This is a genomic window from Nocardioides ginsengisegetis, assembly GCF_014138045.1.
Lineage (GTDB): Bacteria > Actinomycetota > Actinomycetes > Propionibacteriales > Nocardioidaceae > Nocardioides > Nocardioides ginsengisegetis.
In genome coordinates this window covers 301,623-326,696 of the sequence record NZ_JACGXA010000003.1, presented here as the reverse complement: position 1 = coordinate 326,696, position 25,074 = coordinate 301,623, and the positions used below count along the sequence as shown (strand labels likewise).

General features: G+C 72.2%; 24 protein-coding genes and 1 tRNA gene. 15 read left to right on the top strand and 10 right to left on the bottom strand.

Annotated features, from left to right (window positions below; translation table 11 throughout):
• Positions 1–5: 5 nt before the first annotated feature.
• Positions 6–1,745, bottom strand: coding sequence for a sodium:solute symporter family protein (locus FB382_RS21075; protein WP_182541917.1), 1,740 nt, complete (start codon positions 1,743–1,745; stop codon positions 6–8).
• A 142-nt stretch (positions 1,746–1,887) separates the two neighbouring features.
• On the opposite strand from FB382_RS21075, the gene FB382_RS21070 reads away from it, so the two are divergent.
• The 3 genes from FB382_RS21070 (at position 1,888) to FB382_RS21060 (ending at position 3,547) form a co-directional block, all read left to right on the top strand.
• On the top strand, positions 1,888–2,433 hold the full coding sequence (locus FB382_RS21070; protein WP_246378511.1) for a pilus assembly protein HicB: 546 nt from the start codon (positions 1,888–1,890) through the stop codon (positions 2,431–2,433).
• A gap of 89 nt (positions 2,434–2,522) precedes the next feature.
• Positions 2,523–3,347 (top strand): DUF4097 family beta strand repeat-containing protein, encoded by an 825-nt coding sequence (locus tag FB382_RS21065; protein ID WP_182541915.1) that lies wholly within the window; start codon positions 2,523–2,525, stop codon positions 3,345–3,347.
• A 47-nt stretch (positions 3,348–3,394) separates the two neighbouring features.
• On the top strand, positions 3,395–3,547 hold the full coding sequence (locus tag FB382_RS21060; protein ID WP_182541914.1) for a hypothetical protein: 153 nt from the start codon (positions 3,395–3,397) through the stop codon (positions 3,545–3,547).
• A 76-nt stretch (positions 3,548–3,623) separates the two neighbouring features.
• On the opposite strand, the gene dcd is transcribed toward FB382_RS21060, so the two are convergent.
• The gene (gene dcd / locus FB382_RS21055; RefSeq protein ID WP_182541913.1) at positions 3,624–4,199 is read right to left on the bottom strand and encodes a dCTP deaminase; all 576 of its coding nucleotides are present in this window, start codon (positions 4,197–4,199) and stop codon (positions 3,624–3,626) included.
• Between the two features lie 60 nt (positions 4,200–4,259).
• Between dcd and FB382_RS21050 the strand changes: the two genes are divergently transcribed.
• From FB382_RS21050 to FB382_RS21030, 5 genes are all read left to right on the top strand, one after another.
• Entirely contained in the window at positions 4,260–5,039 is a 780-nt protein-coding gene (locus FB382_RS21050; RefSeq protein WP_182541912.1) for an SGNH/GDSL hydrolase family protein, read from the top strand.
• A gap of 48 nt (positions 5,040–5,087) precedes the next feature.
• A tRNA-Gly gene (locus FB382_RS21045) sits at positions 5,088–5,163 on the top strand.
• A gap of 320 nt (positions 5,164–5,483) precedes the next feature.
• Positions 5,484–6,749, top strand: a complete 1,266-nt coding sequence (locus FB382_RS21040; protein WP_182541911.1) for a C39 family peptidase — start codon at positions 5,484–5,486, stop codon at positions 6,747–6,749.
• 1 nt (position 6,750) lies between these two features.
• Positions 6,751–7,890, top strand: a complete 1,140-nt coding sequence (locus FB382_RS21035) for a hypothetical protein (RefSeq protein WP_182541910.1) — start codon at positions 6,751–6,753, stop codon at positions 7,888–7,890.
• Between the two features lie 219 nt (positions 7,891–8,109).
• Positions 8,110–8,754 (top strand): TIGR02453 family protein, encoded by a 645-nt coding sequence (locus tag FB382_RS21030; RefSeq protein ID WP_182541909.1) that lies wholly within the window; start codon positions 8,110–8,112, stop codon positions 8,752–8,754.
• A gap of 6 nt (positions 8,755–8,760) precedes the next feature.
• On the opposite strand, the gene FB382_RS21025 is transcribed toward FB382_RS21030, so the two are convergent.
• The 3 genes from FB382_RS21025 to FB382_RS21015 form a co-directional block, all read right to left on the bottom strand.
• Positions 8,761–9,567 (bottom strand): hypothetical protein, encoded by an 807-nt coding sequence (locus FB382_RS21025; protein ID WP_182541908.1) that lies wholly within the window; start codon positions 9,565–9,567, stop codon positions 8,761–8,763.
• Positions 9,564–10,085, bottom strand: a complete 522-nt coding sequence (locus FB382_RS21020) for a SigE family RNA polymerase sigma factor (RefSeq protein WP_182541907.1) — start codon at positions 10,083–10,085, stop codon at positions 9,564–9,566. The genes FB382_RS21025 and FB382_RS21020 overlap by 4 nt, the downstream gene beginning before the upstream one ends.
• A gap of 61 nt (positions 10,086–10,146) precedes the next feature.
• Entirely contained in the window at positions 10,147–10,593 is a 447-nt protein-coding gene (locus tag FB382_RS21015; RefSeq protein WP_182541906.1) for a nuclear transport factor 2 family protein, read from the bottom strand.
• 118 nt (positions 10,594–10,711) lie between these two features.
• On the opposite strand from FB382_RS21015, the gene FB382_RS21010 reads away from it, so the two are divergent.
• A complete protein-coding gene (locus tag FB382_RS21010) occupies positions 10,712–11,839 on the top strand; it encodes a hypothetical protein (protein WP_182541905.1) in 1,128 nt (375 codons plus the stop codon).
• A gap of 21 nt (positions 11,840–11,860) precedes the next feature.
• On the opposite strand, the gene FB382_RS21005 is transcribed toward FB382_RS21010, so the two are convergent.
• Both FB382_RS21005 and FB382_RS21000 read right to left on the bottom strand, forming a co-directional pair.
• Positions 11,861–12,319 (bottom strand): RrF2 family transcriptional regulator, encoded by a 459-nt coding sequence (locus FB382_RS21005; RefSeq protein ID WP_125037293.1) that lies wholly within the window; start codon positions 12,317–12,319, stop codon positions 11,861–11,863.
• A gap of 49 nt (positions 12,320–12,368) precedes the next feature.
• Positions 12,369–13,277, bottom strand: a complete 909-nt coding sequence (locus FB382_RS21000) for a sulfite exporter TauE/SafE family protein (RefSeq protein WP_182541904.1) — start codon at positions 13,275–13,277, stop codon at positions 12,369–12,371.
• A 221-nt stretch (positions 13,278–13,498) separates the two neighbouring features.
• On the opposite strand from FB382_RS21000, the gene FB382_RS20995 reads away from it, so the two are divergent.
• The 3 genes from FB382_RS20995 to FB382_RS20985 all read left to right on the top strand — a co-directional run bounded on the left by FB382_RS20995 (position 13,499) and on the right by FB382_RS20985 (position 16,427).
• Entirely contained in the window at positions 13,499–15,373 is a 1,875-nt protein-coding gene (locus tag FB382_RS20995) for an acyl-CoA dehydrogenase (protein WP_125037291.1), read from the top strand.
• A gap of 160 nt (positions 15,374–15,533) precedes the next feature.
• A complete protein-coding gene (locus FB382_RS20990; protein WP_182541903.1) occupies positions 15,534–15,749 on the top strand; it encodes a DUF6458 family protein in 216 nt (71 codons plus the stop codon).
• Between the two features lie 75 nt (positions 15,750–15,824).
• Complete coding sequence (locus FB382_RS20985) at positions 15,825–16,427, top strand: LysE family transporter (protein WP_182541902.1); 603 nt, start codon at positions 15,825–15,827, stop codon at positions 16,425–16,427.
• 12 nt (positions 16,428–16,439) lie between these two features.
• Here the strand turns inward: FB382_RS20985 and FB382_RS20980 are convergent, their stop codons facing one another.
• Both FB382_RS20980 and FB382_RS20975 read right to left on the bottom strand, forming a co-directional pair.
• On the bottom strand, positions 16,440–17,831 hold the full coding sequence (locus FB382_RS20980) for a DEAD/DEAH box helicase (protein WP_182541901.1): 1,392 nt from the start codon (positions 17,829–17,831) through the stop codon (positions 16,440–16,442).
• Between the two features lie 238 nt (positions 17,832–18,069).
• Positions 18,070–19,803, bottom strand: a complete 1,734-nt coding sequence (locus FB382_RS20975; RefSeq protein WP_182541900.1) for an NHL domain-containing thioredoxin family protein — start codon at positions 19,801–19,803, stop codon at positions 18,070–18,072.
• 124 nt (positions 19,804–19,927) lie between these two features.
• Here FB382_RS20975 and FB382_RS20970 point away from each other — a divergent pair, with 124 nt between their 5' ends.
• From FB382_RS20970 to FB382_RS20960, 3 genes are read left to right on the top strand one after another with little or no spacing between them, the layout of a single operon-like run.
• Positions 19,928–21,703 carry a SpoIIE family protein phosphatase gene (locus FB382_RS20970; RefSeq protein WP_182541899.1) on the top strand — a complete coding sequence of 592 codons (1,776 nt, stop codon included), beginning with the start codon at positions 19,928–19,930 and terminating at the stop codon, positions 21,701–21,703.
• Positions 21,704–21,734: 31 nt separating this feature from the next.
• Positions 21,735–22,550 carry a maleylpyruvate isomerase family mycothiol-dependent enzyme gene (locus tag FB382_RS20965; protein ID WP_182541898.1) on the top strand — a complete coding sequence of 272 codons (816 nt, stop codon included), beginning with the start codon at positions 21,735–21,737 and terminating at the stop codon, positions 22,548–22,550.
• Complete coding sequence (locus tag FB382_RS20960; protein ID WP_182541897.1) at positions 22,547–23,479, top strand: oxidoreductase; 933 nt, start codon at positions 22,547–22,549, stop codon at positions 23,477–23,479. Before FB382_RS20965 ends, FB382_RS20960 begins: the two co-directional genes overlap by 4 nt.
• Here the strand turns inward: FB382_RS20960 and FB382_RS20955 are convergent.
• Entirely contained in the window at positions 23,476–25,074 is a 1,599-nt protein-coding gene (locus FB382_RS20955; protein WP_182541896.1) for a hypothetical protein, read from the bottom strand. The two genes, FB382_RS20960 and FB382_RS20955, sit on opposite strands and share 4 nt — an antisense overlap.

Below are 25,074 nucleotides of genomic sequence, written 5' to 3'. Positions count from 1 at the left end.
CTCCTTCAGAACAGGGCGTTCAGGACGATGACCATGCCGAGGGCGAGGCCGGCGAGCGGGACGGTGCGACGGAACCACGGGTACGACGCCTCGTGCTCGTCCGTGCGCTGCTCGACCGGGGTCTCGGAGTAGACCAGGCCGACCAGCTCGGAGGCGGGCTTGGGCTGGGTCACCATCGAGACCGCGATGCTGAGCGCCACGTCGACGACGAAGGCGGTCGAGGCGGCGAGGAACGCCGCGCCCTGGCCGCTCACGGGGATCACGCCGGTCGACGCCGACCCGAAGGCGTCCTCGGACAGGAAGGCGATCGCCACCGCCGACAGCGTGCCGGACACGAGCCCGACCCAGCCGGCCGTGGAGGTCATCCGCTTCCAGAACATGCCGAGGATGAACGTCGCGAAGAGCGGGGCGTTGAAGAACCCGAACAGCGTCTGGAGGTAGGTCATGATGTTGGAGAAGCTCGCGGCCAGCGAGGCCGTGAAGATCGCGACCACCGTCGCCGCCACGGTCGCGTAGCGACCGATCCGCAGGTAGTAGCCGTCCTCGCGGCCCTTGACGACGTAGTCGCCCCACAGGTCGTAGCTGAAGACCGTGTTGAACGCCGAGATGTTGGCCGCCATGCCGGCCATGAAGGCCGCCAGCAGGCCGGTGATCGCCAGGCCGAGGAGACCGTTGGGCAGCACGTCGCGCATCAGGAAGAGCAGCGCGTCGTTGTAGGTGACGCCGTCCCCGGAGGACCCGCCGGGGACCGTGCCGCCGGCCTTGAGCTTGGCCATCTCCGAGACCAGGACGGCCGCGATCATGCCGGGCACGATCGTGATGAACGGGACGAACATCTTCGGGAAGGCGCCGATCACCGGGGTCTTGCGGGCCGAGGAGATCGAGTCGGAGGCCATCGCGCGCTGGACCTCGACGAAGTTGGTCGTCCAGTAGCCGAAGGACAGCACGAAGCCCAGGCCGAAGACGATGCCGATCACCGAGATGACCGGGGAGTCGAAGCCGGACAGGGCCTGGCCGGGCCAGGAGTTGAGCTGCTGGTCGACGGTGGCGCCACCCTTCTCGGGGGCCACCTTGTCCATGAGCCCGCTCCAGCCGCCGACCTTGTGCAGGCCGATGAACGTCAGCGGCGCCAGCGAGGCGACGATGACGAAGAACTGGAGCACCTCGTTGTAGATCGCGGCCTTGAGGCCGCCGAGGGTGATGTAGGAGAGCACGATCAGCGCCGCGACCAGCAGGGCGACCGGGAGCGGCCAGCCGAGCAGGGCGTGCACGATGCTGCCGAGCAGGTAGAGGTTCACGCCCGCGATCAGCAGCTGCGCCACGGCGAACGAGATCGAGTTGACCAGGTGGGCACCCGGGCCGAACCGGCGGAGCATGAACTCCGGCACCGACCGGACCTTCGAGCCGTAGTAGAACGGCATCATCACGACGCCGAGGAACAGCATCGCCGGGATCGCGCCGATCCAGAAGTAGTGGACCGTGGGCAGGCCGAACTCCGCGCCGTTGGCCGACATGCCCATGATCTCGACCGCGCCGAGGTTGGCGGAGATGAAGGCCAGGCCGGTCACCCAGGCGGGCAGCGAGCGCCCCGACAGGAAGAAGTCGAGGGAGTCCGAGACGCGGCGACTGGCCATCCAGCCGATGGCGAGCACGAACGCGAAGTAGATGAAGACGATGAGGTAGTCGACGGGACTCGCATCGATGAGCGTGTCGCTCGCGAGTGCCGTGATGCCCGAGAAAGCCATGTGCGGCCCTTCCAGAATCCGTGGTGACAGCCTGCCCACCGTAGACCCGCCCCGGCGGTGACGTCACCCCGCCAGCACGTGACGTCAAAGTTGACGTCAGAAATGCTTGACGTGACACCACAATGATGTCAGGATGATGCACATGGACATCACGCCGTACATCGACAGCCTCCGCCGGGACCTCGTCGCCGCCGCAGAGGCCGCCGGCCCGGAGACCCGCCAGGCCGCCGAGCGCCTCACCTTCGCCCTCGACCCGTCGGCCCGGCTGGCCCTGATGGAGGCCGTCTCCCAGGCGGCGGCCGAGATCACGGCCGAGATGCCGAGCGGCGGCGTCGACGTGCGGCTCAACGGCCGGGAGCTCGACTTCGTCGTGCAGAGCGCGCCGCTGGCCACCCCCGCCCCGCCGGCCCCGCCGGCGCCCCCCTCCGCCGAGGAGATGGAGGAGGAGGGCGGCGTCGCCCGGATCACCCTCCGGATGCCCGAGTCGGTCAAGACCAAGGCGGAGGAGCTCGCGGCCCGGTCCGGCCACTCCCTCAACACCTGGCTGGTCAACGTCGTCCGGGCCGCCACCCGCGAGGGCGCGATCAACGTCGACATCGACCTCTCGAGCATCCCGTTCTTCGGCGGCGGCAACGACCCGTTCTCCGGCAAGAACCGCGGCAACCGCCGCATGACCGGCTGGATCTGAGCCCGGACCACCCCAGCAAACCCACTCAAGCCCCCACTGGGGACCAGCCTCCAGGCTGGTCCCGCGGACGAGCACACCCAGGAGCAGACATGCCCGAGCACCACTTCGAGACCCTCCGCCCCACCGCCCTGTACGTCGAGGTCGGCAAGGGCACCGTGACGATCACCGCGACCGACACCACCGAGACCCTCGTCTCCGTCACCGGACGCGACGCCGACTCCGTCGAGGTCCGTCAGGACGGCGACGAGATCAGCGTCGTCGCCCCGCACCAGCGCACCGGCTTCCTGAGCGGCGACGCCCGGATCGACGTACGCGTCACGCTGCCCACCGACAGCGACCTGGCCGTCAAGACCGGGAGCGCGGACATCACCGTCGAGGGCCGGGTCGGCACCGCCCGGGTCAAGAGCGGCTCCGGCGAGGTGCAGCTCGACACCCTCGGTGGCCCCGCCACGGTCGAGACCGGCTCCGGCGACGTCCGTGTCTCCGAGGCGCTCGGCGAGCTGCGGGCCAAGAGCGGCTCCGGCGAGATCAGCGTCGGCCACGCCACGTCCGCCGTGTCGGTATCGACCGGCTCCGGCGACGTCGAGATCGGCACCGCCAACGGCCCGGCCGTCGTGAAGACCGGGTCCGGCGACCTCAAGATCGTCGACGCCCAGGACGACGTCACCCTCACCAGCGGCAGCGGCGACCTCCTGGTCGGCACCGCCCACCGGGGCCGCTTCACCGCCAAGGGCGCCTCCAGCGACGTCCACGTCGGCATCCCGGCCGGCGTCCCCGTCTGGACCGACATCTCCACCATCTCGGGGTCGATCCGCAGCAACCTGCGCGGGGCCGGGGAGCCCGCCGAGGGCGCCGACCACGTCGAGGTCCGCGCCAAGACCGTCAGCGGCGACATCGTCCTGACCGAGGTCTGACCCACCCGTCCACGCCCACCACCACCCAGTGAACCCAGGAGACCGCCATGAACGACACCCACCTCCTCATCGAGACCGAGGCTCGCCACCAGATCGCCGAGCGGGTCGCCCGCGCCGCGGGCCCGCGCGTCCCGTCCGTCGCCCCGCGCCACAAGGTCGCCCAGCGGCTGCGCCGGTTCGCCGACCGCATCGACAACTGAACACCGCACCCCCGCCACCGGGTCGTGCTGCTGGGAGTGCGCCAGGGCGCACCGTCAGCAGCACGACCCGTTGGCGTCAGATGGTGGTGCGGTGGAAGTTCTGGAACGAGCGCGACGGCGTCGGGCCACGCTGGCCCTGGTAGCGCGAGCCGTACTTCGCCGAGCCGTAGGGGTGCTCGCTCGGCGAGGTGAGCTGGAAGAAGCAGAACTGGCCGATCTTCATCCCCGGGTAGAGCTTGATCGGCAGCGTCGCCACGTTGGCCAGCTCGAGCGTCACGTGGCCGGAGAAGCCGGGGTCCACGAAGCCGGCGGTGGCGTGGGTGAGCAGGCCGAGGCGCCCCAGTGACGACTTGCCCTCGACCCGGGCGGCGATGTCGGCGGGCAGCGTCACGACCTCGTACGTCGATCCCAGCACGAACTCGCCCGGGTGCAGGATGAACGGCTCGTCACCCTCCGGCTCGACCTCGCGCGTCAGGTCGGACTGGTCGACCGCGGGGTCGATGTGCGGGTAGCGGTGGTTCTCGAAGACGCGGAAGAACCGGTCGAGCCGGACGTCGATCGACGACGGCTGCAGCATGTCGGGTTCCCACGGGTCCATCGCGATCCGTCCGGCGTCGATCTGGGCCAGGATGTCGCGGTCTGACAGCAGCACGGTCGCACCCTAGCCGACCCCCTCGGTGCCCGAGCCCGCCGAGACCCGAGAATGAACAGCATGTCGACCGCTCCCTCGTTTCACCGCTACGTCGCCCTCGGCGACTCCTTCACCGAGGGCGTCGGTGACCCCGACCCGACGCGGCCCAACGGCCTGCGTGGCTGGGCCGACCGGGTGGCCGAGGTGCTCGCCGGACGGACGGACGACTTCGGCTACGCCAACCTCGCGATCCGGGGCCGCAAGCTGGACGGGATCCTGGCCGAGCAGCTCGAGCCGGCCCTCGCCCTCGAGCCGGACCTGGTCACGATCTACGCCGGCGCCAACGACATCCTCCGGCCGCGGGTCGACATCGACGGGCTGGTCGACCGCTACGACGTCGCCCTCGGCCGGCTGGCCGCGACCGGCGCGCGGGTGCTCGTGTGGACCGCCTTCGACCCGGGCGGCTCGGCGATCTACCGGCCGATGCGCGGCCGGTTCGCGCTCTACAACGAGCTCGTCCGCGCCGCCGCCGACCGGCACGGCGCCGACATCGTCGACTTCTGGCGGCTGCGCGAGTACCGCGACTGGCGCTACTGGGACGCCGACCGCATGCACATGGGCCCGGCCGGCCACCAGCGGATGGCGACGGAGGTGCTCGACGTCCTCGGCCTCGAGCACGCCCTCGAGGCGCACCCGCTCGCGGAGGTCGTCGTACCGCCCCGCGGCGAGCAGCTGCGCGAGCACGTGACCTGGGTCCGCGAGTCGGCCGCACCCTGGGTGCACCGCCGCCTCACCGGGCGCTCCTCGGGCGACCGGGTCAGCCCGCGCTACCCCGTCCTGGGCCGTCCCACCCTCGACTGAGACGCGCCTCAGGTGGGGTAGCATCCTCCCGCCGGTCCCGACCGGCGTGCGGATGTAGCTCAGTTGGTAGAGCGCGACCTTCCCAAGGTCGATGTCGCGAGTTCGAGTCTCGTCATCCGCTCCAGTCCCTCCCCCCACCAATGTCGCGCTCCAGAGCGCGACGCTCCCCCGAACGTCGATGTCGCGAGTTCGAGTCTCGTCATCCGCTCCAGTCCCTCCCCCCACCAATGTCGCGCTCCAGAGCGCGACGCTCCCCCGAACGTCGATGTCGCGAGTTCGAGTCTCGTCATCCGCTCCGCACCGAAGCCGCGAGCCCGATGGGTCCGCGGCTTCGCTCATTCCAGCCCCCCACGCCTGTGACTGGTGTTGCGCTTGACTACTCGTGAGGTCAGCGGGGACAGTGGGGAGGCTCCCTCCCCTTCCCCGGTCTCGAGGTTCGTCGCCATGCCCCGCCCCCGCACGATCGCGATCGGCGCGTTCGCCGTCCTGCTCGCCGCCACCCCCTTCATCCCGCGCGGCGGGGGTGACGAGGGCGCGCTGCGCCCCTCCGGGAAGCAGCAGTACGCCGCCCTGCCGGGCGAGGCGACCGGCTACGGCCCGCTGACCGCGGACCTGCGCGCCGAGGTGGACCGCGTCGTCGCCCAGGGCCGGACCCTGGGCCGCATCACCGGCAAGACCACCACCGACGCACTCGTGCGCGGGCTGGTGCGCTGCGCCGACTTCCAGGGCCAGACCTACTGCCTGCACTCGGGCTGGACCGAGAGCAGCCCGGCCACCGTGCAGGCCCGGATGGCCGTCGCGGCCCGCACCATCGCCGCCCGGCCCGCCGGGGGCTCCACCACCGGCGACCTGGACGTGCTGGCCACCCTGGACCGGGCCGCGGCGCTGTCGCCGTCCGCGCGGGCCGTCGCCGAGCGGCAGGAGCTCACCCAGGCCGCCCGTTCAGTGGCCAAGGTGTGGTTGCTCCGCCACGAGATCGAGGGCGTCCCGCTGCCCGCCGGCTTCCTGGCCCAGCACCCCGAGGCCCGCGCCGACGCGCCGGTCGCGGCGAAGGGCGCGTCGTCCTCGCCCAGCCCGAGCAAGTCACCGAGCCCCACCGCGAGCCCCAGCCCCTCGAAGCCGCAGCCCAAGACCCAGAAGGACTACCCCGCGCGCCGGGTCATCCTCGACACCAAGCAGACGGCCGAGCAGACCCGCACCTACTGGTGCGGCCCGACGTCGATGCAGATGATCACCTGGGGCTGGAAGGGCGTCGACAAGGGCCAGGCCTACTGGGCCGACCAGCTCAACACCACCAGCGGCGGCACCGCCATCAGCGACATGGTCCGCGTGGTCAACAACAGCACCGGCTGGGACCGCAAGGACCACGCCGGCCCCTACGTCGTGCTCGACATCGGCGACTGGACCTTCAACCAGTGGATGCTGTTGACCATGCGCCACATCGTCGACTACCACGCCCCGCTCGTGCTCCACCCGATCCTGCTGAAGAAGTACTACCCCTACCTCGACGACGACGCCTCCGGGCACTTCCAGGTGGGCCGCGGCTATGACAAGAAGGGCGACAAGCCCACGCTGATCAGCTACTTCGAGCCGTGGAACCAGCAGCGCTTCGACCCCTCCGAGCCCTACATCAACCGCGTCCAGTGGCGGACGGCGTACAAGAGCTACCGCGCCAACAAGGCCCACTTCCAGCACAACATCGGGGTCTGACGTGCGCCGGTACGCCGCCACCGCCGCCCTGCTCGCCGCGACCCTGGCCCTGGCCGGCTGCACCGCCGACGACAAGAAGCCGCTCGCCGGCAAGCCCGACGCGACCGCCTCGAGCGGCAGCCCGTCGAGCAGCCCGTCCACCTCGCCCGGCACCCCGCCCGCGACCCCCGCCCTGCCCGCCGGCGGGACGGCCGACGAGCCGGCGCTGGTCGTGGCCGACCGTGACCTGCTCGACTGGAGCCCGGTCGGCGGCTCCACCGAGGCCACCGTCACCACCAACGGCGACTGGACGCTGACCGTCAACAAGTCCGGCAGCCAGGCCGATCTGCAGGGCCCGAGCTCGGCGTCCGGCTCGGGCAGCAGCGGCGAGCGGGTCACCGACGCCTTCCTGGACGACCAGTGGGCGGTCGTCGTGTTCGAGGACACGAAGGAGACCGCGCCGAGCCGGGCGACGGTCACCGACCTTGCGACCGGCAAGACCTTCTCCATCGACGGCGACTCCCACGTCCCGACCACGGTCGGCGGCACCTGGACGATGGGCGAAGGGCACGTGCTGCACGCGACCGTGCACGGCCAGAGCTACTGCGTCGCGTCGGTCGACCTGGCCACCCGCAAGTCCACGCTCGGCTGGTGCGCCCCGAAGCGGCACGGCTTCAACGGCGCCCGGATCACCCCCGCCGGCGACTCGCTGCTCACCTTCGACGACAGCCACCCGTCCTGCCGGACCGTGGTGGCGCTGGACGGCACGACCACCACGCCGTTCGAGGGCGTCGAGGACTGCCACGGCTGGGACGGCCTGGTCACCGACGACGGCGCCGTCTGGTCGGTGGTGCCCAAGGAGAACAACGTCGAGACCGCCCGCTTCTTCGCGCGGTCCGGCGACGAGTACTACGACCTCGGACCGGGCACGTCCGGCAGCCTCGTGTGGTGCGCGGGATCGGCGTACTTCGCCCGCGACCCGCAGCAGGACGGCGACCCCGCCCGGCTCATGCGCTGGACGCCGGGTGCCGGCCTCGACGTGGTCTACGAGTCGAAGGGCGGCCAGGCGTTCGTCGCGGAGCCCCGCTGCGGCGGCGACACGATGACCGTCACCTCGCTCGCCCAGGGCGGCGACGAGCAGGTCAGCACCCCGCTGGGCTGAGCGAGGTTCGTCGGGCGGCCGACGAAATCTCCCCGTATTTCTGGCCGCAACGCCGTCACGTCCCCGCGACTCGACCGTTCCACCAGTGTCGGGACGTGGGGACCCGGCGACCGGACGCGAGGCGGTGGCGGCGCAGCGGTACGCCATCGCCTCGCCCCGGCTCGCTCCCGCCGCTGTCCTGCACGGACCTCGACGCGACGCCCGCCGTAGGCTGGCCGCGTGACTGCCGAGCCGGCCCCCTTCGAGGGCTTCCCCACCGCCGCACTCGACTTCTACGACGACCTCGAGGTCGACAACACCAAGTCGTTCTGGGAGAAGCACAAGCACGTCTACGCCGAGTCGGTGAAGGCGCCGATGACCGCCCTCTGCGCCGCCCTCGAGCCGGAGTTCGGTCCCGCGAAGGTGTTCCGCCCCTTCCGCGACGTCCGCTTCGCCAAGGACAAGACGCCCTACAAGACCGCCCAGGGCGCGTTCGTCGGCGCCGGCCCGGCGACCGGCTGGTACGTCGAGCTGTCGGCCCGCGGCCTGCGCGTCGGCGCCGGCTTCTACGAGGCCTCCGGCCCGCGCCTGGCCGCCATCCGTGAGGCGATGGCCGACGACAAGTCCGGACCCGTCCTCGAGAGGCTCGTCGCCCGGTACGCCGCCGACGGCTGGGAGGTCGGCGGTGAGCAGCTCAAGACCGCACCCCGCGGCTACGACGCCGACCACCCGCGCATCGACCTTCTGCGCCGCAAGCAGCTCTTCGTCGGCCGCCCCTACGGCTTCGAGAACCTCGACGACCCGGCCGTCGCCGACCGGGTCCGGGAGGACTGGCGCACCCTGCGCCCCCTCGTCGAGTGGGTCGCAGAGCACGCCGTCGAGTGAGAGCCCTCAGCTGAACCAGGCGTCGGCCGTGGCGAGCAGCGTCAGCTCGTCCATCGTCAGCGGCGGGTGGGTGAAGAGCGGCGGGGAGTTCTTCCCGTCGGCCGCGTTGTAGGACAGAGCTGCCACCTCGAACCCGTCACGCCACACCGTCGCGCCCTGGGCCTCCACGCCGTCGCCGAGGGTGGGCCCCCAGAGCAGCATCGGGTGACCGGCCTCGTCGGTGCTGCACGTGCCGCCGGTCGGGCCGACGCTCTGCTGGCAGGCCGCCTGTCCGTCGCCGGGGAAGCGCTCGATGACCACGGACGCGAGCGTGCCCTGCCAGGAGAAGTGGGCGATGAGCCGGTCGGCACTGCCGGCCGAGCCATAGGACGGGCCGGTCCGGATCGGGCCGGCTCCCTGCCGGCCGAGCTGCTCCTCGACCAGGACGGGCACCTGCTCGGGCGTCACGGTGACGTGGTCGGCGACGAACGGCGGCGGGTCCGACACCGTCGGGTCCGCGGGCGACGAGCTGGCCGTCCCCGTCGGCGATGCGGTCGGTGACGTCGTCGGGCTGGGGGCCGTCGGCGACGCCGACGGGCTCACGGTCGGGTCGCTGGCGACCGGTGTGCCGTCGCGGCCGGTCGCGTGGGGGATGAAGCTCGCCGCGGCGCCGACGACGCCGAACACGGCCACCGCGGCGAGCATCGAACCCGCCCGTCGACGGCGCTGCGCGCGCCGGCCTCGGGCGATGCCTCCGGAGACGAGCCGGTCGACGTCGGACGTCAGCCCGTTCGTCGCTCGGTCGAAGAGGTCTCGGGGATTCTGGTCAGTCATGCTGGGTCCTTCCGGGTGACGGAGAGTGACTCGTCGAGCAGAGGACGGACTCGCTCCAGCGCCCGCATGCTGCGGTTGCGCACCGCGCCCGGGGAGACCCCGAGCCGCTCCGCGACCTCGCCGACACTGAGGTCCTCGAGGTAGCGCAGCACCAGCACCGCACGGTCCAGCGGGGCCAACCCGGCCAGCGCACGCTGGAGGGCGAGCCGGAGGTCGCTGTCGGCGGACTCGTCAGGACCCGCGTGCTCGGGCAGCTCGGCCCAGGGCAGCTCACCGCTGCTCCGGCGTCGCCGCGCGCTCAGGAAGGTCCGCACGAGCGTGGTCTGGGCGTACGCCGCGGGGTTGTCGATCCGCGCACCGAGCTTGCGGTGCCACCGGACGTAGACCTTCGCCAGCGTCTCCTGCACGAGGTCCTCGGCCAGGTGCCGGTCCCCACACAGCAGCCACGCGCTGCGGTGGAGCTGAGGGGTCCGCGCTCGCGCGAACTCCTCGAATTCCCCGAGATGTCCTGTACTCAACTTGTCACTCCTGTGATGGCGTCACCCCTACGACGCTCTGCACCACTGGAGTGTCACACGACTACTCCTTCCGGTAGGTCGCCATCGCGCGCTCGGGCTCCCAGAACGCCCGCATCGAGGCGACCCGGCCGTCGTCGTGGACGGTGTAGACCATGACCAGGTCGGTGTCCACGCGGCCGCCGTCGGGGAAGGTCGTGGTGATGGTGCCGACGTTGGCGCAGGTGTCGCCGTTGGCGTGGGAGTCGTGGATCGTGAAGTGGAAGGTCCCGACCGGGGCGATGGCGGCGTTCCAGAACGCCGTGATCCCCTCGTGCCCGTGGTGGCCCTTGCCCTCCGGGTCGAACATCGACGGGCCGACCGGGTCCTCGAGCACCGCGTCCTCGGCATAGACCGTCAGCCACGCGGCCAGGTCTCCCCGGGCGACCGCGGCGTAGGAGCGCTGCGAGGCGCGCCGGGCGGGGTGGTCGCCGTCGGGGGCGTTCCAGGTGATGGCGTCGGACGTCGTCATGGGCGGCATCGTACGCCGCAAACTGGAACACGTTCTAGTGGCGGGGCTCACCCCGGGAGCCCACGAGCGGTCACGCGGCGTTCACCCGGCGCACGCCTGCGGGTGTCACGCTCGTGCCATGGCACGACGCAAGGCCTTCGTCCACATCGGTCTCCCCGGCACCGGCGGCGCCTTCCTGGGCGCCGAGCTGGCCCACCACGCCGACGAGCTCCGCGAGCAGGGTGTGTGCACCCCCTCCAGGTCCACCCACGAGATGTTCCGGGCCGCCCTCGAGATGCGCCGCGACCACAAGGTGTGGGGCTACCGCCGCCGCGACGTCGAGGGCGTCTGGGCGGGCATCTGCCGCCGGGCGTTCAAGGAGAAGGGCGCCGTCGTGGTCAGCCACGACCTCCTCGCGGCCTGCACGACTCCCCAGATCGCCCTCCTCCTCGACGGCCTGGCGGGCCTCGAGGTGCACGTCGTCGTGACGGCCCAGGACCCCGCGACCCAGGTCGTGACCGGCTGGGCCGACACGGTCGACACCGGCAGCGCGGCCAGCTTCGGCCGGTTCCGCCGCCGGATCATGGACCCGACCCGCGAGCACGAGCAGGCCCAGCAGTTCTGGGCGGCGCAGGCCCTCGACGAGGTCCTCGAGCGCTGGGGTGCCGCAGTCCGCGACCCGCGCCACGTCCACGTCGTACCCCTCCCCGCCGACACCGCCGACCCGCGCCCGGCCATCTGGCGGGCCGTCGGCGAGCTCGCGGGCTTCGACGCCGCCGCCCTGCCCCTCGTCGCGAGCGGACCCTCGATCACCCTCGACGGCGCCGGCACCTCGGTGCTGCGGGAGGTCAACGACGCGATCGACGGCCGGCTCGGCGCCCGCGACCGGGCCATGGTCAGCGAGTTCCTGCCCCGCGAGGCCGTGACGCCGGTGCGGGCGTCAGTCCCGGCCGACCTCTACGACGACCTCCTCGAGGTGGCCGAGCGCTGGACCAAGCAGATCGCCGACGGCGGGTACGACGTCCTCGGCGCGACCTCGGACCTGCTCCCCGAGCGCCCCGCCGACGACGCCCAGGTCCCCGACCACCACCCGGTCGAGGAGCGGCTCGCCCGCACGACCGACGCCCTGGCCGACGTGCTCGTCGAGGTGGCCCGGCTGCGCGAGCACGCCGCGGACCTCGAGGAGCGCAACGCCAAGCTCGAGAAGAAGAAGCGCAAGCTCAAGCGCCGGCTCGCCGACGCGACCCTCGGGCCGCTCGCGGAGTGACCCCGCCGCGACGGGGAGCCGTCAGTGCGGCTGCCAGGCGTCCTCGTCGGCGGTCCGCGACGTGACCGCCTTGGGCAGCTTGCCGTCGGCGAGCTGCTGGATCGAGACCTGCTCGAAGACGTCGCGCAGCGAGCGTCGCGCGGCGATCCAGACGTGCTGGAGCACCTCGGCGGACTCGTTGTAGCTGACCGCCTCGGGGCGCAGGCCGTAGACGGAGACCAGCGGGCCGTCGACGGCGCGGATCACGTCGGCGACCGACACCGTCTCGGGGCCCCGGCCCATGCGCCAGCCGCCCGACTGACCGCGCTGCGACATCACGATGCCGGCGCGGCGCAGGTCAGCGAGGATCGCCTGGAGGAAGCCGTGCGGGATCTCCTGGAGCCGGCCGAGCTCCTCGGCGCTGACCGCCCGCCCGTCCACTCGCGTCGCCATCTCGATCAGGGCACGCAGGGCGTAGTCGGACTTGGCGGAAACTCGCATGGGAGCAGTGTGTCAGATTTGTCGACTCAGGCAGTCGACCAACGCCGGTTCAGTGCCGGCTCACGACCGGAGTCCCACGCGGGAGGTAGCGGGTGGCGTCGGCGTCGACGGCCTGCTCAAGCTTGACGGCCCAGGCGATCCACAGCACCCACAGCGTGAAGACGACCGACGCCAGCAACGCCACGGTGATCCCCGAGGCGCCGAGGGAGTCGGCGAGGGTCTTGAGGTTGGTCAGCACGATGACCCCGCCGGCGGCGACACCGAGGATGCGCGGGCGGAGGTGGCGTACGACGAGCGCCGCCAGCGGAGCCGCCACCACGCCACCGACGAGCAGCGCGCCCGCGAATGCCCAGCTGACACCGGCACTGCCCAGCCCGAGCAGGAAGCCGAGCGACCCCCCGATCGAGACGACGAACTCCGCGGTGTCGACCGAGCCGACCACCTTGCGGGGCTCGAGCCGTCCCGAGGAGAGCAGGGAGGTGGTGCCGACCGGCCCCCAGCCGCCACCGCCGATCGCGTCGAGGGCACCGGCGAACAGCCCCATCGGGGCCAGGAACCAGGCCTCGGGCCGCGGGTTGAACCGCAGGCGCCGGGGCGCGGCCAGGAAGCGCCAGGTCACGTAGGCGCCCAGCGCGAGGAGGAGCGCCGCCACCACCGGCACGGCGGCCGCAGCGTCGAGGCGCACCAGCAGCGTCGCACCGAGGAAGGCGCCGACGAAGCCGGGCAGGGCGAGGATCCCGACCGTGCGCCAGTCGACGTTGCCGAAGGCGTGGTGGGAGGCGCCGGAGACCAGGGACGTCCCGATCTCGGAGAGGTGCACGGCCGCGGAGGCGGCGGCCGGACCGAGCCCCCCGGCAAGGAGCAGCGTCGAGGAGGTGACGCCGTACCCCATGCCGAGGGAGCCGTCGACCAGCTGCGCAAGCAGGCCGACGAGCGCGAGGACCAGCAGCTTGCGCATGCCGCCTCACCTCAATCCTTAATGTGACTGACTTACTAGACATTTTAGGACGCAATCCCCAGGCCCACAAGGGCGTAGTGGGTCCGAGGTCACGATCGGGCAAATGCCGGGTAATCCACGTCACCGCGCCTTGCACGGCCCGGGATGCCCTCCTACTATTTTGTTACCGGTCAGTAGTACACCGAGTTTGACCGCGTCCCCCCCACGGAAAAGGTGGATCAGTGAGCCACTACAAGAGCAACCTGCGCGACATCGAGTTCAACCTCTTCGAGGTGCTCGGTCGGGACGAGGTCCTGGGCACGGGTCCGTTCGCCGAGGTCGACAGCGACACCGCGCGATCGATCCTCAGCGAGGTCGACCGCCTCGCCCGCGAGGACCTGGCGGAGTCCTACGAGGACAGCGACCGCAACCCGCCGGTCTTCGACCCGCAGACCAACACCGCTCCCATCGGTGACTCGTTCAAGAAGTCCTACAAGGCCTGGATGGACGCCGAGTGGTGGCGCCTTCAGGTCTTCGAGGAGATCGGCGGCCAGGCGGCCCCCTCCTCGCTCGTCTGGGCCATGGGCGAGCTCGTGCTGGGCTCCAACGCCCCCATCTGGATGTACGCCGCGGGCCCCGCGTTCGCCAACGTCGTCTACCGCAACGGCAACGAGCGCGACAAGCTCATCGCCCAGCACATGGTGGACCGCCAGTGGGGCGCCACGATGGTGCTGACCGAGCCCGACGCCGGCTCCGACGTGGGCGCCGGCCGCACCAAGGCCACCCCCAACGACGACGGCTCGTGGAACATCGAGGGCGTCAAGCGCTTCATCACCTCGGGTGAGCACGACATGAGCGAGAACATCATGCACCTCGTCCTCGCGCGCCCCGTGGGCGTCGAGGGCGTGGGCGGCCCCGGCACCAAGGGCCTGAGCCTGTTCCTCGTGCCGAAGATCCACTTCGACCACGAGACCGGCGAGCTGACCGGCGAGCGCAACGGCGTCTACGTCACCAACGTCGAGCACAAGATGGGCATCAAGGTGTCCAACACGTGCGAGGTCACCTTCGGCGACTCCGCCGTCGGCGGCGGCGAGCCGGCCAAGGGCTGGCTGCTGGGCGAGGTGCACAACGGCATCGCGCAGATGTTCCAGGTCATCGAGAACGCCCGCATGATGGTCGGCACCAAGGCCATCGCGACCCTCTCGACCGGCTACCTCAACGCGCTGGAGTTCGCCAAGACCCGCCAGCAGGGTGCCGACCTGGCGCAGTCCGCCGACAAGACTGCGCCGCGCGTCACGATCACGCACCACCCCGACGTGCGTCGCTCCCTGATGACGCAGAAGTCGTTCGCCGAGGCCATGCGCGCCCTGGTGCTCTACACCGCGTCGTGGCAGGACAAGGTCATGCTGGCCGAGCACGCCGGCGAGGTCGACGAGCTCGCCAACGCGGTCAACGACCTGCTGCTCCCGATCGTCAAGGGCTACGGCTCGGAGCGGTCGTGGGTGCTGCTCGGCACCGAGTCGCTGCAGACCTTCGGCGGCTCCGGCTTCCTGCAGGAGTACCCCCTCGAGCAGTACGTCCGCGACGCCAAGATCGACACCCTCTACGAGGGCACGACCGCGATCCAGGGCCAGGACTTCTTCTTCCGCAAGATCGTCAAGGACCAGGGCAAGGCGCTGGGCCACATCGCGAAGGAGATCGAGTCCTTCATCGCCAGCGAGGCCGGCAACGGTCGCCTCAAGGTCGAGCGCGGTCTGCTCGCCAAGGCGCTCGAGGACGCCAACGCGCTGGTCGGCCACATGATCAACGACCTGATGTCGGCCGACGCGTCGGCCGAGGGCGGCGACCTGCGCAACATCTACAAGGTGGGCCTGAACACCAGCCGCCTGCTGATGGTGCTCGGCGACGTCGTCTGCGGCTGGCTGCTGCTGCGCCAGGCCGAGGTCGCGCTCGAGAAGCTGGGCGGGGAGCCGGGCAAGGACAAGGCCTTCTACGAGGGCAAGGTCGCGGCCGCGCAGTTCTTCGCCGCGCACAACCTGCCGAAGATCACCGCCGAGCTGGCCATCGCCGAGGCGACCGACCTCTCGCTGATGGACCTCGACGAGGACGCGTTCTGACGTCTGCTCGCTGATCCCACGACGACGGGAGCCACGCCGGTCCGACCGGGGTGGCTCCTGTCACGTTTTCCCCGGGTCCCCACCGGGTATCCCTTCGACAGGCGGTGCGGCGCCTCCCCCGTCGCCGTACCGCCCCCTATTCGCAACCGAAGGAGCACCCATGGGTATCGGAGCAGGCATCGTCCTCCTCGTCCTCGGACTCATCCTGGTCACCGGCTCGGTCGACCTCCCGGACGCGGTCGACGCCAACGTCGCCACGGACACGGTCGGCTGGATCTGCGTCGTCTGCGGCGTCCTGGCCCTCGTGCTGACGCTCGTGATCAACCAGCAGCGCTCGCGCACCACCCACGTGGAGGAGCGCCGCACCGAGGTGTGAGCGATCCCCGAACCGCCCCGTCCGCATGCTGCGGGCGGGGCGTTCCGCATTTCGACGCGGGACTAGCGTGCTCCCGTGCTCGACTCCGCCGCGGCCGGCCTGGCCACCGGCCTCTCCCTGATCGTTGCGATCGGCGCGCAGAACGCGTTCGTGCTGCGGCAGGGCCTGGCGCGCTCGCACGTCGGGATCGTCGTGCTCGTGTGCACGCTCTCCGACGTCGTCCTGATCGTCGCCGGCGTCGCCGGGATCGGGACGGTCGTGGAGGCCGCGCCCTGGGCGCTGGAGGTCGTGCGCTGGCTGGGCGTCGCGTTCCTCGGGTGGTACGGCGTCTCGTCGCTGCGCCGGGCACTACGGCCCGGGGCGCTGGCAGCGGCGGGCGGCAACGGCCTGACCCGCCGGGGTGCGCTCGGGCGCGCGGTGGCGCTCACCTGGCTGAACCCGCACGTCTACCTCGACACCGTGCTGCTGCTCGGGTCGATCGCGAACCAGCACGGCCACTCCGGCAGGTGGTGGTTCGCGGTCGGCGCGTGCGTGGCCAGCACGGCGTGGTTCGCGGGCCTGGGCCACGGGGCCCGGCTCGCGAGCCGGGTGCTGGCCCGGCCGCGGGCGTGGCAGGTGCTCGACGTCCTGATCGGACTCACCATGCTCGCCATCGCGGCCGGGCTCGCGCTCGGCTGAGTGCTGCTCGGGTCAGCGACCCCAGCGGGCGTTGCCGTCGGGGCGGCCGCCCTGACGACGGTCGCCGCCGCCCTGACCGCCACGGCGCGGGCCGCCCTGGGACTGGCCGCCGCGGGACGGGCCGCCACCCTGGCCGCGGTAGGGCTTGCGGGCCCCGCCGGACGGCGCGGAGGAGCGGGCCGGGGCCGGGCCGCCGCTCTCGGCGAGGGCCTCGGCGGTCAGCACGCGCGGGGCGGTGCGGATGTCGTGGTGCAGCACCTCGACGCCGGCGTTGTGCTGCAGGCGCACGACCTCGTTGACGAACTTCGGGGTGGTGATCGTGACGACGCAGCCGTCGTTGCCCGCGCGCGCCGTACGGCCCGAGCGGTGCAGGTAGGCCTTGGGGTCGCTCGCGGAGTCGAAGTGCACGACGAGGTCGACGTTGTCGACGTGGATGCCGCGGGCGGCGACGTCGGTGGCGACGACAGCCTGGGCCTGGCCCTTGGAGAAGCGGGCGAGGTTGCGCTCGCGGACCCGCTGGCTCAGGTTGCCGTGCAGGTCGACGGCGTCGACGCCGGTCTGGCCGAGCGCCTCGGCGAGCTCGACGGCACCGTCGCGGGTGCGCGTGAAGATGATCGTGCGGCCGTTGGCGGTGATCAGGCGCTGGACGGCGTCGACCTTCTCGCGGAAGCCGCCGACGACCAGCGTGTGGTGGGTCATGGTGGTGACCGCACCGGCGTTGGGGTCGAGCTGGTGGGTGCGGGGGTTGCGCAGGTGCTTGCGGACCAGGCGGTCGACGTCACCGTCGAGCGTGGCGCTGAGGAGCATCCGCTGGCTGCCCGCGGGGGTCTGGCCGAGCAGGGCGTCGACGGCCGGGAAGAAGCCGAGGTCGCAGAGGTGGTCGGCCTCGTCGAGGACGGTGACCTGGATGTCGGCGAGCTGGCAGTGGCCCTGCTCGATCAGGTCGGCGAGGCGGCCCGGGGTGGCGACGACGAGGTCGGCGCGGTTGCGCAGGGCGCGGACCTGGCGGTCGTACGGCGTCCCGCCGTAGACGTTGGTCATCCGCAGCTTGAGCGCGTCGGCCAGCGGCTGCAGGGAGCGGGCCACCTGCTGGGCGAGCTCGCGGGTCGGCACGATGACGACGGCGCGGGGGTGGTTCGGGCGGCTGCGCTCGCCGGCGAGGCGGGCCAGGATCGGCAGGCCGAAGGCCAGCGTCTTGCCCGAGCCGGTCTGGGCGCGGCCGAGCACGTCGTGGCCGGCCATCGCGTCGGGGAGGACGGCGGCCTGGACGGGGGTGGGGGTGGTGATGCCCTGCTTGGCCAGCGCGACGACGACTTCCTCGGGGAGGTTGCTGAAGACGGTGCTGGTGGGGGCGGTGCTGGGGGCGGGGGCGACGGGGGTCTGCTCGAGGGCAGGCGCGGACATGCGTGAACTTTCCGGATGCAGGATGCGTCACTGCGCGGAACCACGGGTGCGGATCCGGTGAGCCTGGCGAGACGCGGTCTCAAGGCACCCGATCCATTGGTCTCTGCGCGACTCGAAACGCGCACCACACCGGGTTACTTGGAGATGAGCGGCCCTGTCGAGAAGCGGGCCACTGGCTGCGCCCAGTCTAGGGAACCGGAGGCCCCATCCGTTAATCGTGTCCTGTCGATCGTGCCGGTCAGCTCGCCCCGCCGAGCGGCAGGGCGAGGACGGTGCTGCCGTCGGCCTCGATCCGGACCGGCACGCCCCAGTCCTGCTGGTGCATCCGGCACGCGGCACCCTCGCCGCCGTCGATGTCGCAGGACGCCGCACGGGCGGCGATGTGGAGCACCCCCTCCCCCACGGCCGGGTCGAGCACGAGCGTCCGGAACAGGTCGGTGCCGCGGCCCTCGCCCTCGCGGACGAGAGCCGCGGGGGTGGCCGAGACGAGCAGCTGCGAGGGCGGGCCGAAGCGGTCGTCGACCTTCTGGCCGGGCGGCGGCTCGAAAGCCACGACGAGCTGGAGGCCGGCGGCCACGGCGGTGACCGGGCGCTGCGTGGTGTGGGCGAAGCCGTCGGTGGTCGTGGCGGCGGCGCCGAGCGCGATCCGGGTGAGCCGGTGTGCGCCGGACTCCACGACGACGAGGTGCTCGCCCGCGACGTACGCCCCGCTGGGCTCGGTGAGGTCGGTGGCCAGGGTCGACATCGCGCCGGTCGCCGGGTCGAAACGGCGGACCGCACCGTTGTAGGTGTCGCAGACGGCGACGCTGCCGTCGGGCAGGACGGTCACGCCGAGCGGGTGCTGGAGCAGCGCCTGGTCGGCCGGGCCGTCGCGGAAGCCGAAGTCGAAGAGGCCGGAGCCGACGGCCGAGTGGACGCCGTCCACGTCGACCCAGCGCAGGCTGGACGTCTCGCTGTCGGCGAGCCACAGCCGGTCACCGGCCGCGGCGAGGCCGCTGGTCTGGGCGAACCACGCCTCGGCCGGCGGCCCGTCGAGGAGCCCCTCGTTGGTGGTCCCGGCGGCGACCTCGGTGCTGCCGGTCAGCGGGTCGAACGTCCAGAGCTGGTGGATGCCGGCCATCGCGACCCAGACCCGGTCGCCCCACCAGGCCACGTCCCACGGGGAGGACAGCCGGTCGGTGCCGTCGCCCTGCATCCACTGGGCGCCGTCGCCGGCGAGGACCCGCACCTCGCCCGACCCCAGGGCGATCCCCCGGAGCTGGTGGTGGACGGTGTCGGCCACCACGACGTCGTAGCCGACCTCGCCGGCCACGTGGTCGGGCAGCAGGCACAGCCCGTTGGGCTCGCGGAACCCGTCGAAGCGACGCACCACGTCCCCTGCGGCCGACAGCTCGACGACCTCGTCGTGCCCGGCGTCGGCGACGAGCACGCGACCGTCGGGCAGCGGCACGGCCTTCGCAGGGAAGCGGAGGTCGGTCGGCTCCACGACCGGGGCGACGTACGGCGAGTCGCCCGGCTGGAGCGTGCCGCGGGCTCGGTGGTCCTCGACGAGCTCGGCCAGGAGGGCGTCGACGGCGTGGGCGTGCCCCTCCCCGGCGTACTGCCCCACGACGTAGCCCTCCGGGTCGACCAGCACGAGGGTCGGCCAGGCGCGGGCGGTGTAGGCCTGCCAGGTCACCAGCTCCGGGTCGTCGAGGACGGGGTGGTGCACGGAGTAGCGCTCGACCGCCGCGGCGAGCGCGTCCGGGTCGGCCTCGTGCACGAACTTCGGCGAGTGCACGCCGATCACGACGAGCTCGTCGGCGTACTTCTCCTCGACGGGGCGCAGCTCGTCAAGGACGTGCAGGCAGTTGATGCAGCAGAACGTCCAGAAGTCGAGAAGGACGAACCGCCCCCGCAGGTCGCGGAGGGAGATCGGGCCGTCGGTGTTGAGCCAGCCTCGGCCGACGAGCTCGGGGGCACGTACACGCATGGGGTCATTGTCGCGAACCGGCCGCGATCGAGGGTAAGCGTCTCTCGCAGGGCGGACCCGCGATAGATTTCACGGAAGGAATGCGCCCCGAGACACGGGACATGCAACCGGAGGGGCGGCGCAGATGGCAAGGCAGCAGACGGCCGAGGTGGACACCTCGTTCGACCGCTATGCCCGGATGGTGCGCAACGCCCTCGACACCCCCGTCGCGCTGGTGACGCTGATCGAGGAGAGCCGTCAGGTCTTCGTCGGCGCGGCCGGCCTCGACGAGCCGGTCGCGTCGACCCGGGAGACGCCGCTGTCGCACTCCTTCTGCCAGTACGTCGTCTCCGACGAGTCGCCCCTGATCGTGCGCGACCTCCGCGAGGACGACCGGCTCAAGGACAACCCGGCGATCGTCGACTTCGGGGTGGTGGCCTACGCCGGCTTCCCCATCAAGGACCAGCACGGCACCGTCATCGGCTCGCTGTGCGCCCTCGACACGAGTCCGCACGAGTGGACCGACCAGGACCTCGAGCTGCTCGAGGACATGGCCTCGGCCTGCTCGACCGAGCTGTCCGAGCGGGCGCTCCGCCTCGACGCCGCCGAGCGGGCGTGGCACGCGCACGGCCTCACCGACCGCAGCCGCGTCCTGCTCGCGCTCAGCGAGGGGCTCTCCACGACCGCGACCCTCGAGGACGTCGCCACGGCGATGGAGGAGATCGCGGTGGACATCCTCGGGTGCCTCAAGGGCGGCATCTGGCTGCGCCACGACCCGCTGAAGCAGCGGCACGCCGCGGACCTGCCGCTGACCGAGCAGGAGTCCGCCGGCGGCCTGACCTTCATCACCAACCCCGACGCGGAATGGACGGCCGCCGCGACCTTCGGCGCCCTGGCCATCGACGACGGCAACCCGGCCGGCGCCGCTCTCGTCCACGACGCCCCGATCTTCTACCGGTCCCGGGCCGACCAGAACGCCGACTACCCCCACCTGGTCAACCCCGGTCAGCTCGGCGAAGCCCGGGCGTTCCTGCCGCTCGGCGTCCGCGGTCACGTCTACGGCGTGCTGGTGCTGGTGTGGCCCGACGAGCGGGAGATGTCGGAGGAGGACCGCGTCACGATCGCCGCCCTCACGGCGTACACCGCCCAGGCGGTGGAGCGGGCGCTGCTCTACCAGGACCGGCTCGACGCGCTGGTCATCCTGCAGAGCTCGCTGCTGCCGCGGCTGCCCGAGCAGGACGACCTCGACATGGCCGCGCGCTACCGGCCGGCCGCGACCCGGGACCAGGTGGGCGGCGACTGGTACGACGCCGTGCTCATGCACGGCGGCGCCACCAGCCTGATGATCGGCGACGTCGTGGGGCACGACATGGACGCCGCGGCCGTGATGGGCCAGCTGCGGACGATGCTGCGCACCATCGCCTGGGCCGGCGACAACTCCCCTGCGCGCAACGTCGAGCGCCTCGACCAGGCGATGCGCGACCTCGACGTCGACGGGATGGCGAGCCTGGTCAAGGCGCGCATCCAGCCGGGCGCCGCACCAGACCTCTGGGTGCTGTCGTGGACCAACGCCGGGCACCCGCCGCCGCTGCTCATCACCGCCGACGGTTCGACCGAGCTCCTCGACGCCGACCTCGAGGCCGACCTGATGATCGGCATCGCCCCCGACATCCGCCGCACCGACCACCGGACGGTCATCGAGGCGGGATCGACGCTCCTGCTCTACACCGACGGTCTCGTCGAGCGCCGGGGCGAGGACCTCACTGCCGGGCTCGACCGCCTGCGCCGGGTCGCGGGCCAGCACCACGGCCTGCCGCCGTCCAAGTTCCTCGACGCGCTGCTGGGCGAGCTGGTGGGGGCCAGGCCCACCGACGACGTGGCCGTGCTGGCCGTGCTGTTCAAGACGCAGACCTCCGACTGACGCCGATCGGCGTGCACCTAGGGTGCTGCGCATGACGGATCAGCGGGTGCTCAGCGGCTACATCGACGTCTGGTGGCAGGCGGTCAACGACTTCACGGCGGTCCTGGAGCAGGTGCCGGCCGAGCAGTGGTCGACGCCGACGGACCTGGCGGGCTGGGACGTCCAGGCCGTGGCGGCCCACATCGCCCACCTCGAGGCGATCCTCGCGGGCGCCCCCGAGGAGACCGTGGAGGTCGGCGAGCCGGCCCATGTCACCAGCCTGATGGGGCTCTACACCGAGCAGGGCGTGGTCGCGCGACGCGACCGGAGCCCCGACGACCTGATCAACGAGATCCGCTCGGTCACCACCGCCCGGCACACGACGCTGCTCGCCGACCCGCCCACCGACGGCACGGCGAAGCCGGCCACGATCTTCGGCGGCATCGACTGGGACTGGAGCCGGCTCCTGCGCAACCGCCCGCTCGACGTGTGGATGCACGAGCAGGACGTACGCCGCGCGGTCGGCCTGCCCGGCGGGCTGGACACGCCGGCGGCGCAGCACACGGCCGACTACCTGATGGAGAGCCTGGGCGTCGTGCTCGCCAAGCGCGTCGGCGCCCCCGCCGGCACGACCGCGGTGCTCGAGGTCACCGGCAGCGCCCCGGCCGCCGTCGTGGTCGACGAGAACGGCCGCGGGCAGCAGATGGCCGAGCTCCCGGCCGACCCGACCGTCCGGCTCGCGATGGACCGCGAGGCGTGGATCGTGCTGGCCGGCGGTCGACGTACCCCGGAAGCGGGGGCGGTCACCGTCGAGGGGGACGCGGCCCTGGGCAAGGCCGTCCTGGAGAAGCTGGCGATCACCCCGTGACCGCGACTGCCTGGCACCCCGTCGACATCCCCGACCAGACGGGCCGCACCGTCGTCGTCACCGGGACCACCGTCGGCGGGCTCGGCCACGTCACGGCCCTGGAGCTGGCCCGGCGCGGGGCGCGGGTCGTGCTCGCCGGACGCACGCGGGCCCGGCTCGACGAGACCGCTGCGGCGATCCGTGCGGAGGACGGCACGGCCGAGCCGGAGACGCTGGTCGTCGACCTCTCCGACCTCGGCTCGGTGCGCCGGGCCGCGGACGAGGCGGCCGCGCTCGGCCCGATCGACGTCCTGGTCAACAACGCCGGCGTCATGGGCACCTCCCACCAGCGGACCGCCGACGGGCTCGAGCTCCAGATGGCGACCAACCACTTCGGCCCGTTCCTGCTGACCGGGCTGCTCATGCCGCAGCTGGTCGCCAGCGAGGCCGCCACCGTCGTCACGGTCTCCTCGCTCATGCACCGCGTGGCCCGCCACGCGCCCCTGCACGATCCCCGCGACCGGGACCGGCGCTACTCCCGGTGGCCGGTCTACGGGCAGTCCAAGCTGGCCAACCTGCTCTTCACCTACGAGCTGGACCGGCGGGCCCGCCACGCCAGGCTGCCGGTCAAGGCGCTGGCCGCGCACCCGGGCTTCGCCGCGACCCACCTCGCGGCCAACGGGCAGTACGGCCGCTCGTCCGGCGGTCTGGCCTCGATCCTCGACGCCGCGGTCCGGGCCGTGGCGCAGCCCGCCCACATGGGCGCCTGGCCGACCCTGATGGCGGCCACGGCCGACCTGCCGGGATCGACGTACTGCGGGCCGGGCGGTCTCGCCGAGCAGCGCGGCGCGCCGATCGTGGTGACCAGCAACAAGCTGTCGCACGACGAGTCCGCGCAGCGGCGGCTGTGGGAGATCAGCGAGCAGACGACGGGGATCGCCTACCCCTAGTCCCCGACTCCCCGGTCGCGGACGCGGACCAGGCCCGCGAGCGTGGCGACGTAGAGCGACCCGTCCGGGGCGATGGTGATCGCGGAGTAGTGGTTGTTGAAGAGCGTGCCGAGGCCGGTGCGGACCGCGAAGACGCGACGGCCGGTGCGGACGTCGAGGGCGGTGACGTACCAGGCGTTGGCGCCCCACCAGCTGTGCGGCTTGGTGTAGGCGTAGAGCAGCCCGTTGGCCAGCGAGACCTTGGGGACCGACGTCGGGGCGGCCAGGTCGGAGGTCCAGCGCACCGAGCAGGTGCCGTCGTGGACGTCGACACGGGCCAGGCCCGCATCGGTGGTGCGGCCCAGGATCGTGCTGAGCGGGCTGTTGTAGCCGTGGTTGTTCTCCACGATGACGCCGGTGCCGACGGAGACCAGGGAGTTCTCGGTGGCGCTCTCGTCGTCGCCGAACACCTCCTGGCTGCACACCAGCCGGCCGGTCCTGGTGTCGCGGAACTCCACGTGCATCCGCGGGTCGGCGTTGTCCGTGGTGGCGACCAGGTTGCCCGGCAGGATCGTCGGGGTGGTGCCCGAGCCCTGGCTGAGCTGGCCGGACTTCCGCCCGCTCCCCCGGTCGTACGTCGATCGCCACACCTCGGCCGGGCCGCCGGCGGCATCGGCCCGCAGCTTGTGGACCGCCTCGGTCGTGACGACGTAGACGCCGGTGCGGTCCACCGCCATCGAGTTGGCGACCTGCTCGCCGAGGTCGACCGCGCGGACGCGACCCGAGGTGTCCACGGTGCCGACCCGGCCACCGCGGGTGGCCCACCAGATGCGGCCCTGCCAGTCGGGGACGAGCGCGACCAGGCAGTCGTCCTCGGGGATCTCCCCGGACAGGTCGTGGCTGGCCCGGGTCGTCAGGTCGGCGTTGCCCTCGGCGTCGTCGGTGCTCACGACCAGGACGTGCCGGTCGGTGGTGCCCACGACCGCGCGGTCGCCGTCGTCGAGGTAGAAGTAGGCGGCGCCGCAGAGGTCCTCCCACGGGGGCGTGCCGTGCCCGTCGGGACGGTCGGGCAGCCGCTTGGTGGCCAGCGGGTGCAGCGAGCCCTGGTCGATCACCTCGAGCGTCGGGCCGCGGCGGTCGCCGCAGAGCCCGACGAGCCGGCCGTGGGAGTCGAACGCCAGGGTCGCGCACTCCTGGAGGCCGAACCACGCGGTGTCGACGTCCGGCGACTCCCCCAGCGGCCCGCTCCACGGGTAGGTGTCGCTGGCCCACGCGTCGTCGTGCATGGAGCTGGTGCCGTTGCGGGACAGCCCGGGGTGCTGCGGCACGTCCATCCGGATCGGGTGGGCCGCCGCGGGCCGGCCGAGGTAGCGCGGCGTGACGAGCGCACCGGGGCCGGGCGGGATCGGCAGCCAGCCGTCCGGGATCACGAGGACCAGCCCGGCGACCACGAGCACGCCGGCCGCCCAGCCGGCGACGACCCGCCACGTCGGGCGCAGCCAGTCGCGGACGCGCGGCACCGCCAGGGCGCCCGCGGCGGCCAGGACGACCCACGGCCCGAGGGCGACGTACAGCAGGAGGGCGACGACGAGCGCCGCCGTGCGCTGGAACCTCAC

What these genes read in the sequence shown, in the direction of transcription:
- FB382_RS21075 (WP_182541917.1), bottom strand. Translation starts at nt 1,745, where the DNA reads ATGGCTTTCTCGGGCATCACGGCACTCGCGAGCGACACGCTCATCGAT.
- FB382_RS21070 (WP_246378511.1), top strand. Translation starts at nt 1,888, where the DNA reads ATGGACATCACGCCGTACATCGACAGCCTCCGCCGGGACCTCGTCGCC.
- FB382_RS21065 (WP_182541915.1), top strand. Translation starts at nt 2,523, where the DNA reads ATGCCCGAGCACCACTTCGAGACCCTCCGCCCCACCGCCCTGTACGTC.
- FB382_RS21060 (WP_182541914.1), top strand. Translation starts at nt 3,395, where the DNA reads ATGAACGACACCCACCTCCTCATCGAGACCGAGGCTCGCCACCAGATC.
- FB382_RS21050 (WP_182541912.1), top strand. Translation starts at nt 4,260, where the DNA reads ATGTCGACCGCTCCCTCGTTTCACCGCTACGTCGCCCTCGGCGACTCC.
- FB382_RS21040 (WP_182541911.1), top strand. Translation starts at nt 5,484, where the DNA reads ATGCCCCGCCCCCGCACGATCGCGATCGGCGCGTTCGCCGTCCTGCTC.
- FB382_RS21025 (WP_182541908.1), bottom strand. Translation starts at nt 9,567, where the DNA reads ATGACTGACCAGAATCCCCGAGACCTCTTCGACCGAGCGACGAACGGG.
- FB382_RS21015 (WP_182541906.1), bottom strand. Translation starts at nt 10,593, where the DNA reads ATGACGACGTCCGACGCCATCACCTGGAACGCCCCCGACGGCGACCAC.
- FB382_RS21010 (WP_182541905.1), top strand. Translation starts at nt 10,712, where the DNA reads ATGGCACGACGCAAGGCCTTCGTCCACATCGGTCTCCCCGGCACCGGC.
- FB382_RS21005 (WP_125037293.1), bottom strand. Translation starts at nt 12,319, where the DNA reads ATGCGAGTTTCCGCCAAGTCCGACTACGCCCTGCGTGCCCTGATCGAG.
- FB382_RS21000 (WP_182541904.1), bottom strand. Translation starts at nt 13,277, where the DNA reads ATGCGCAAGCTGCTGGTCCTCGCGCTCGTCGGCCTGCTTGCGCAGCTG.
- FB382_RS20990 (WP_182541903.1), top strand. Translation starts at nt 15,534, where the DNA reads ATGGGTATCGGAGCAGGCATCGTCCTCCTCGTCCTCGGACTCATCCTG.
- FB382_RS20980 (WP_182541901.1), bottom strand. Translation starts at nt 17,831, where the DNA reads ATGTCCGCGCCTGCCCTCGAGCAGACCCCCGTCGCCCCCGCCCCCAGC.
- FB382_RS20975 (WP_182541900.1), bottom strand. Translation starts at nt 19,803, where the DNA reads ATGCGTGTACGTGCCCCCGAGCTCGTCGGCCGAGGCTGGCTCAACACC.
- FB382_RS20970 (WP_182541899.1), top strand. Translation starts at nt 19,928, where the DNA reads ATGGCAAGGCAGCAGACGGCCGAGGTGGACACCTCGTTCGACCGCTAT.
- FB382_RS20965 (WP_182541898.1), top strand. Translation starts at nt 21,735, where the DNA reads ATGACGGATCAGCGGGTGCTCAGCGGCTACATCGACGTCTGGTGGCAG.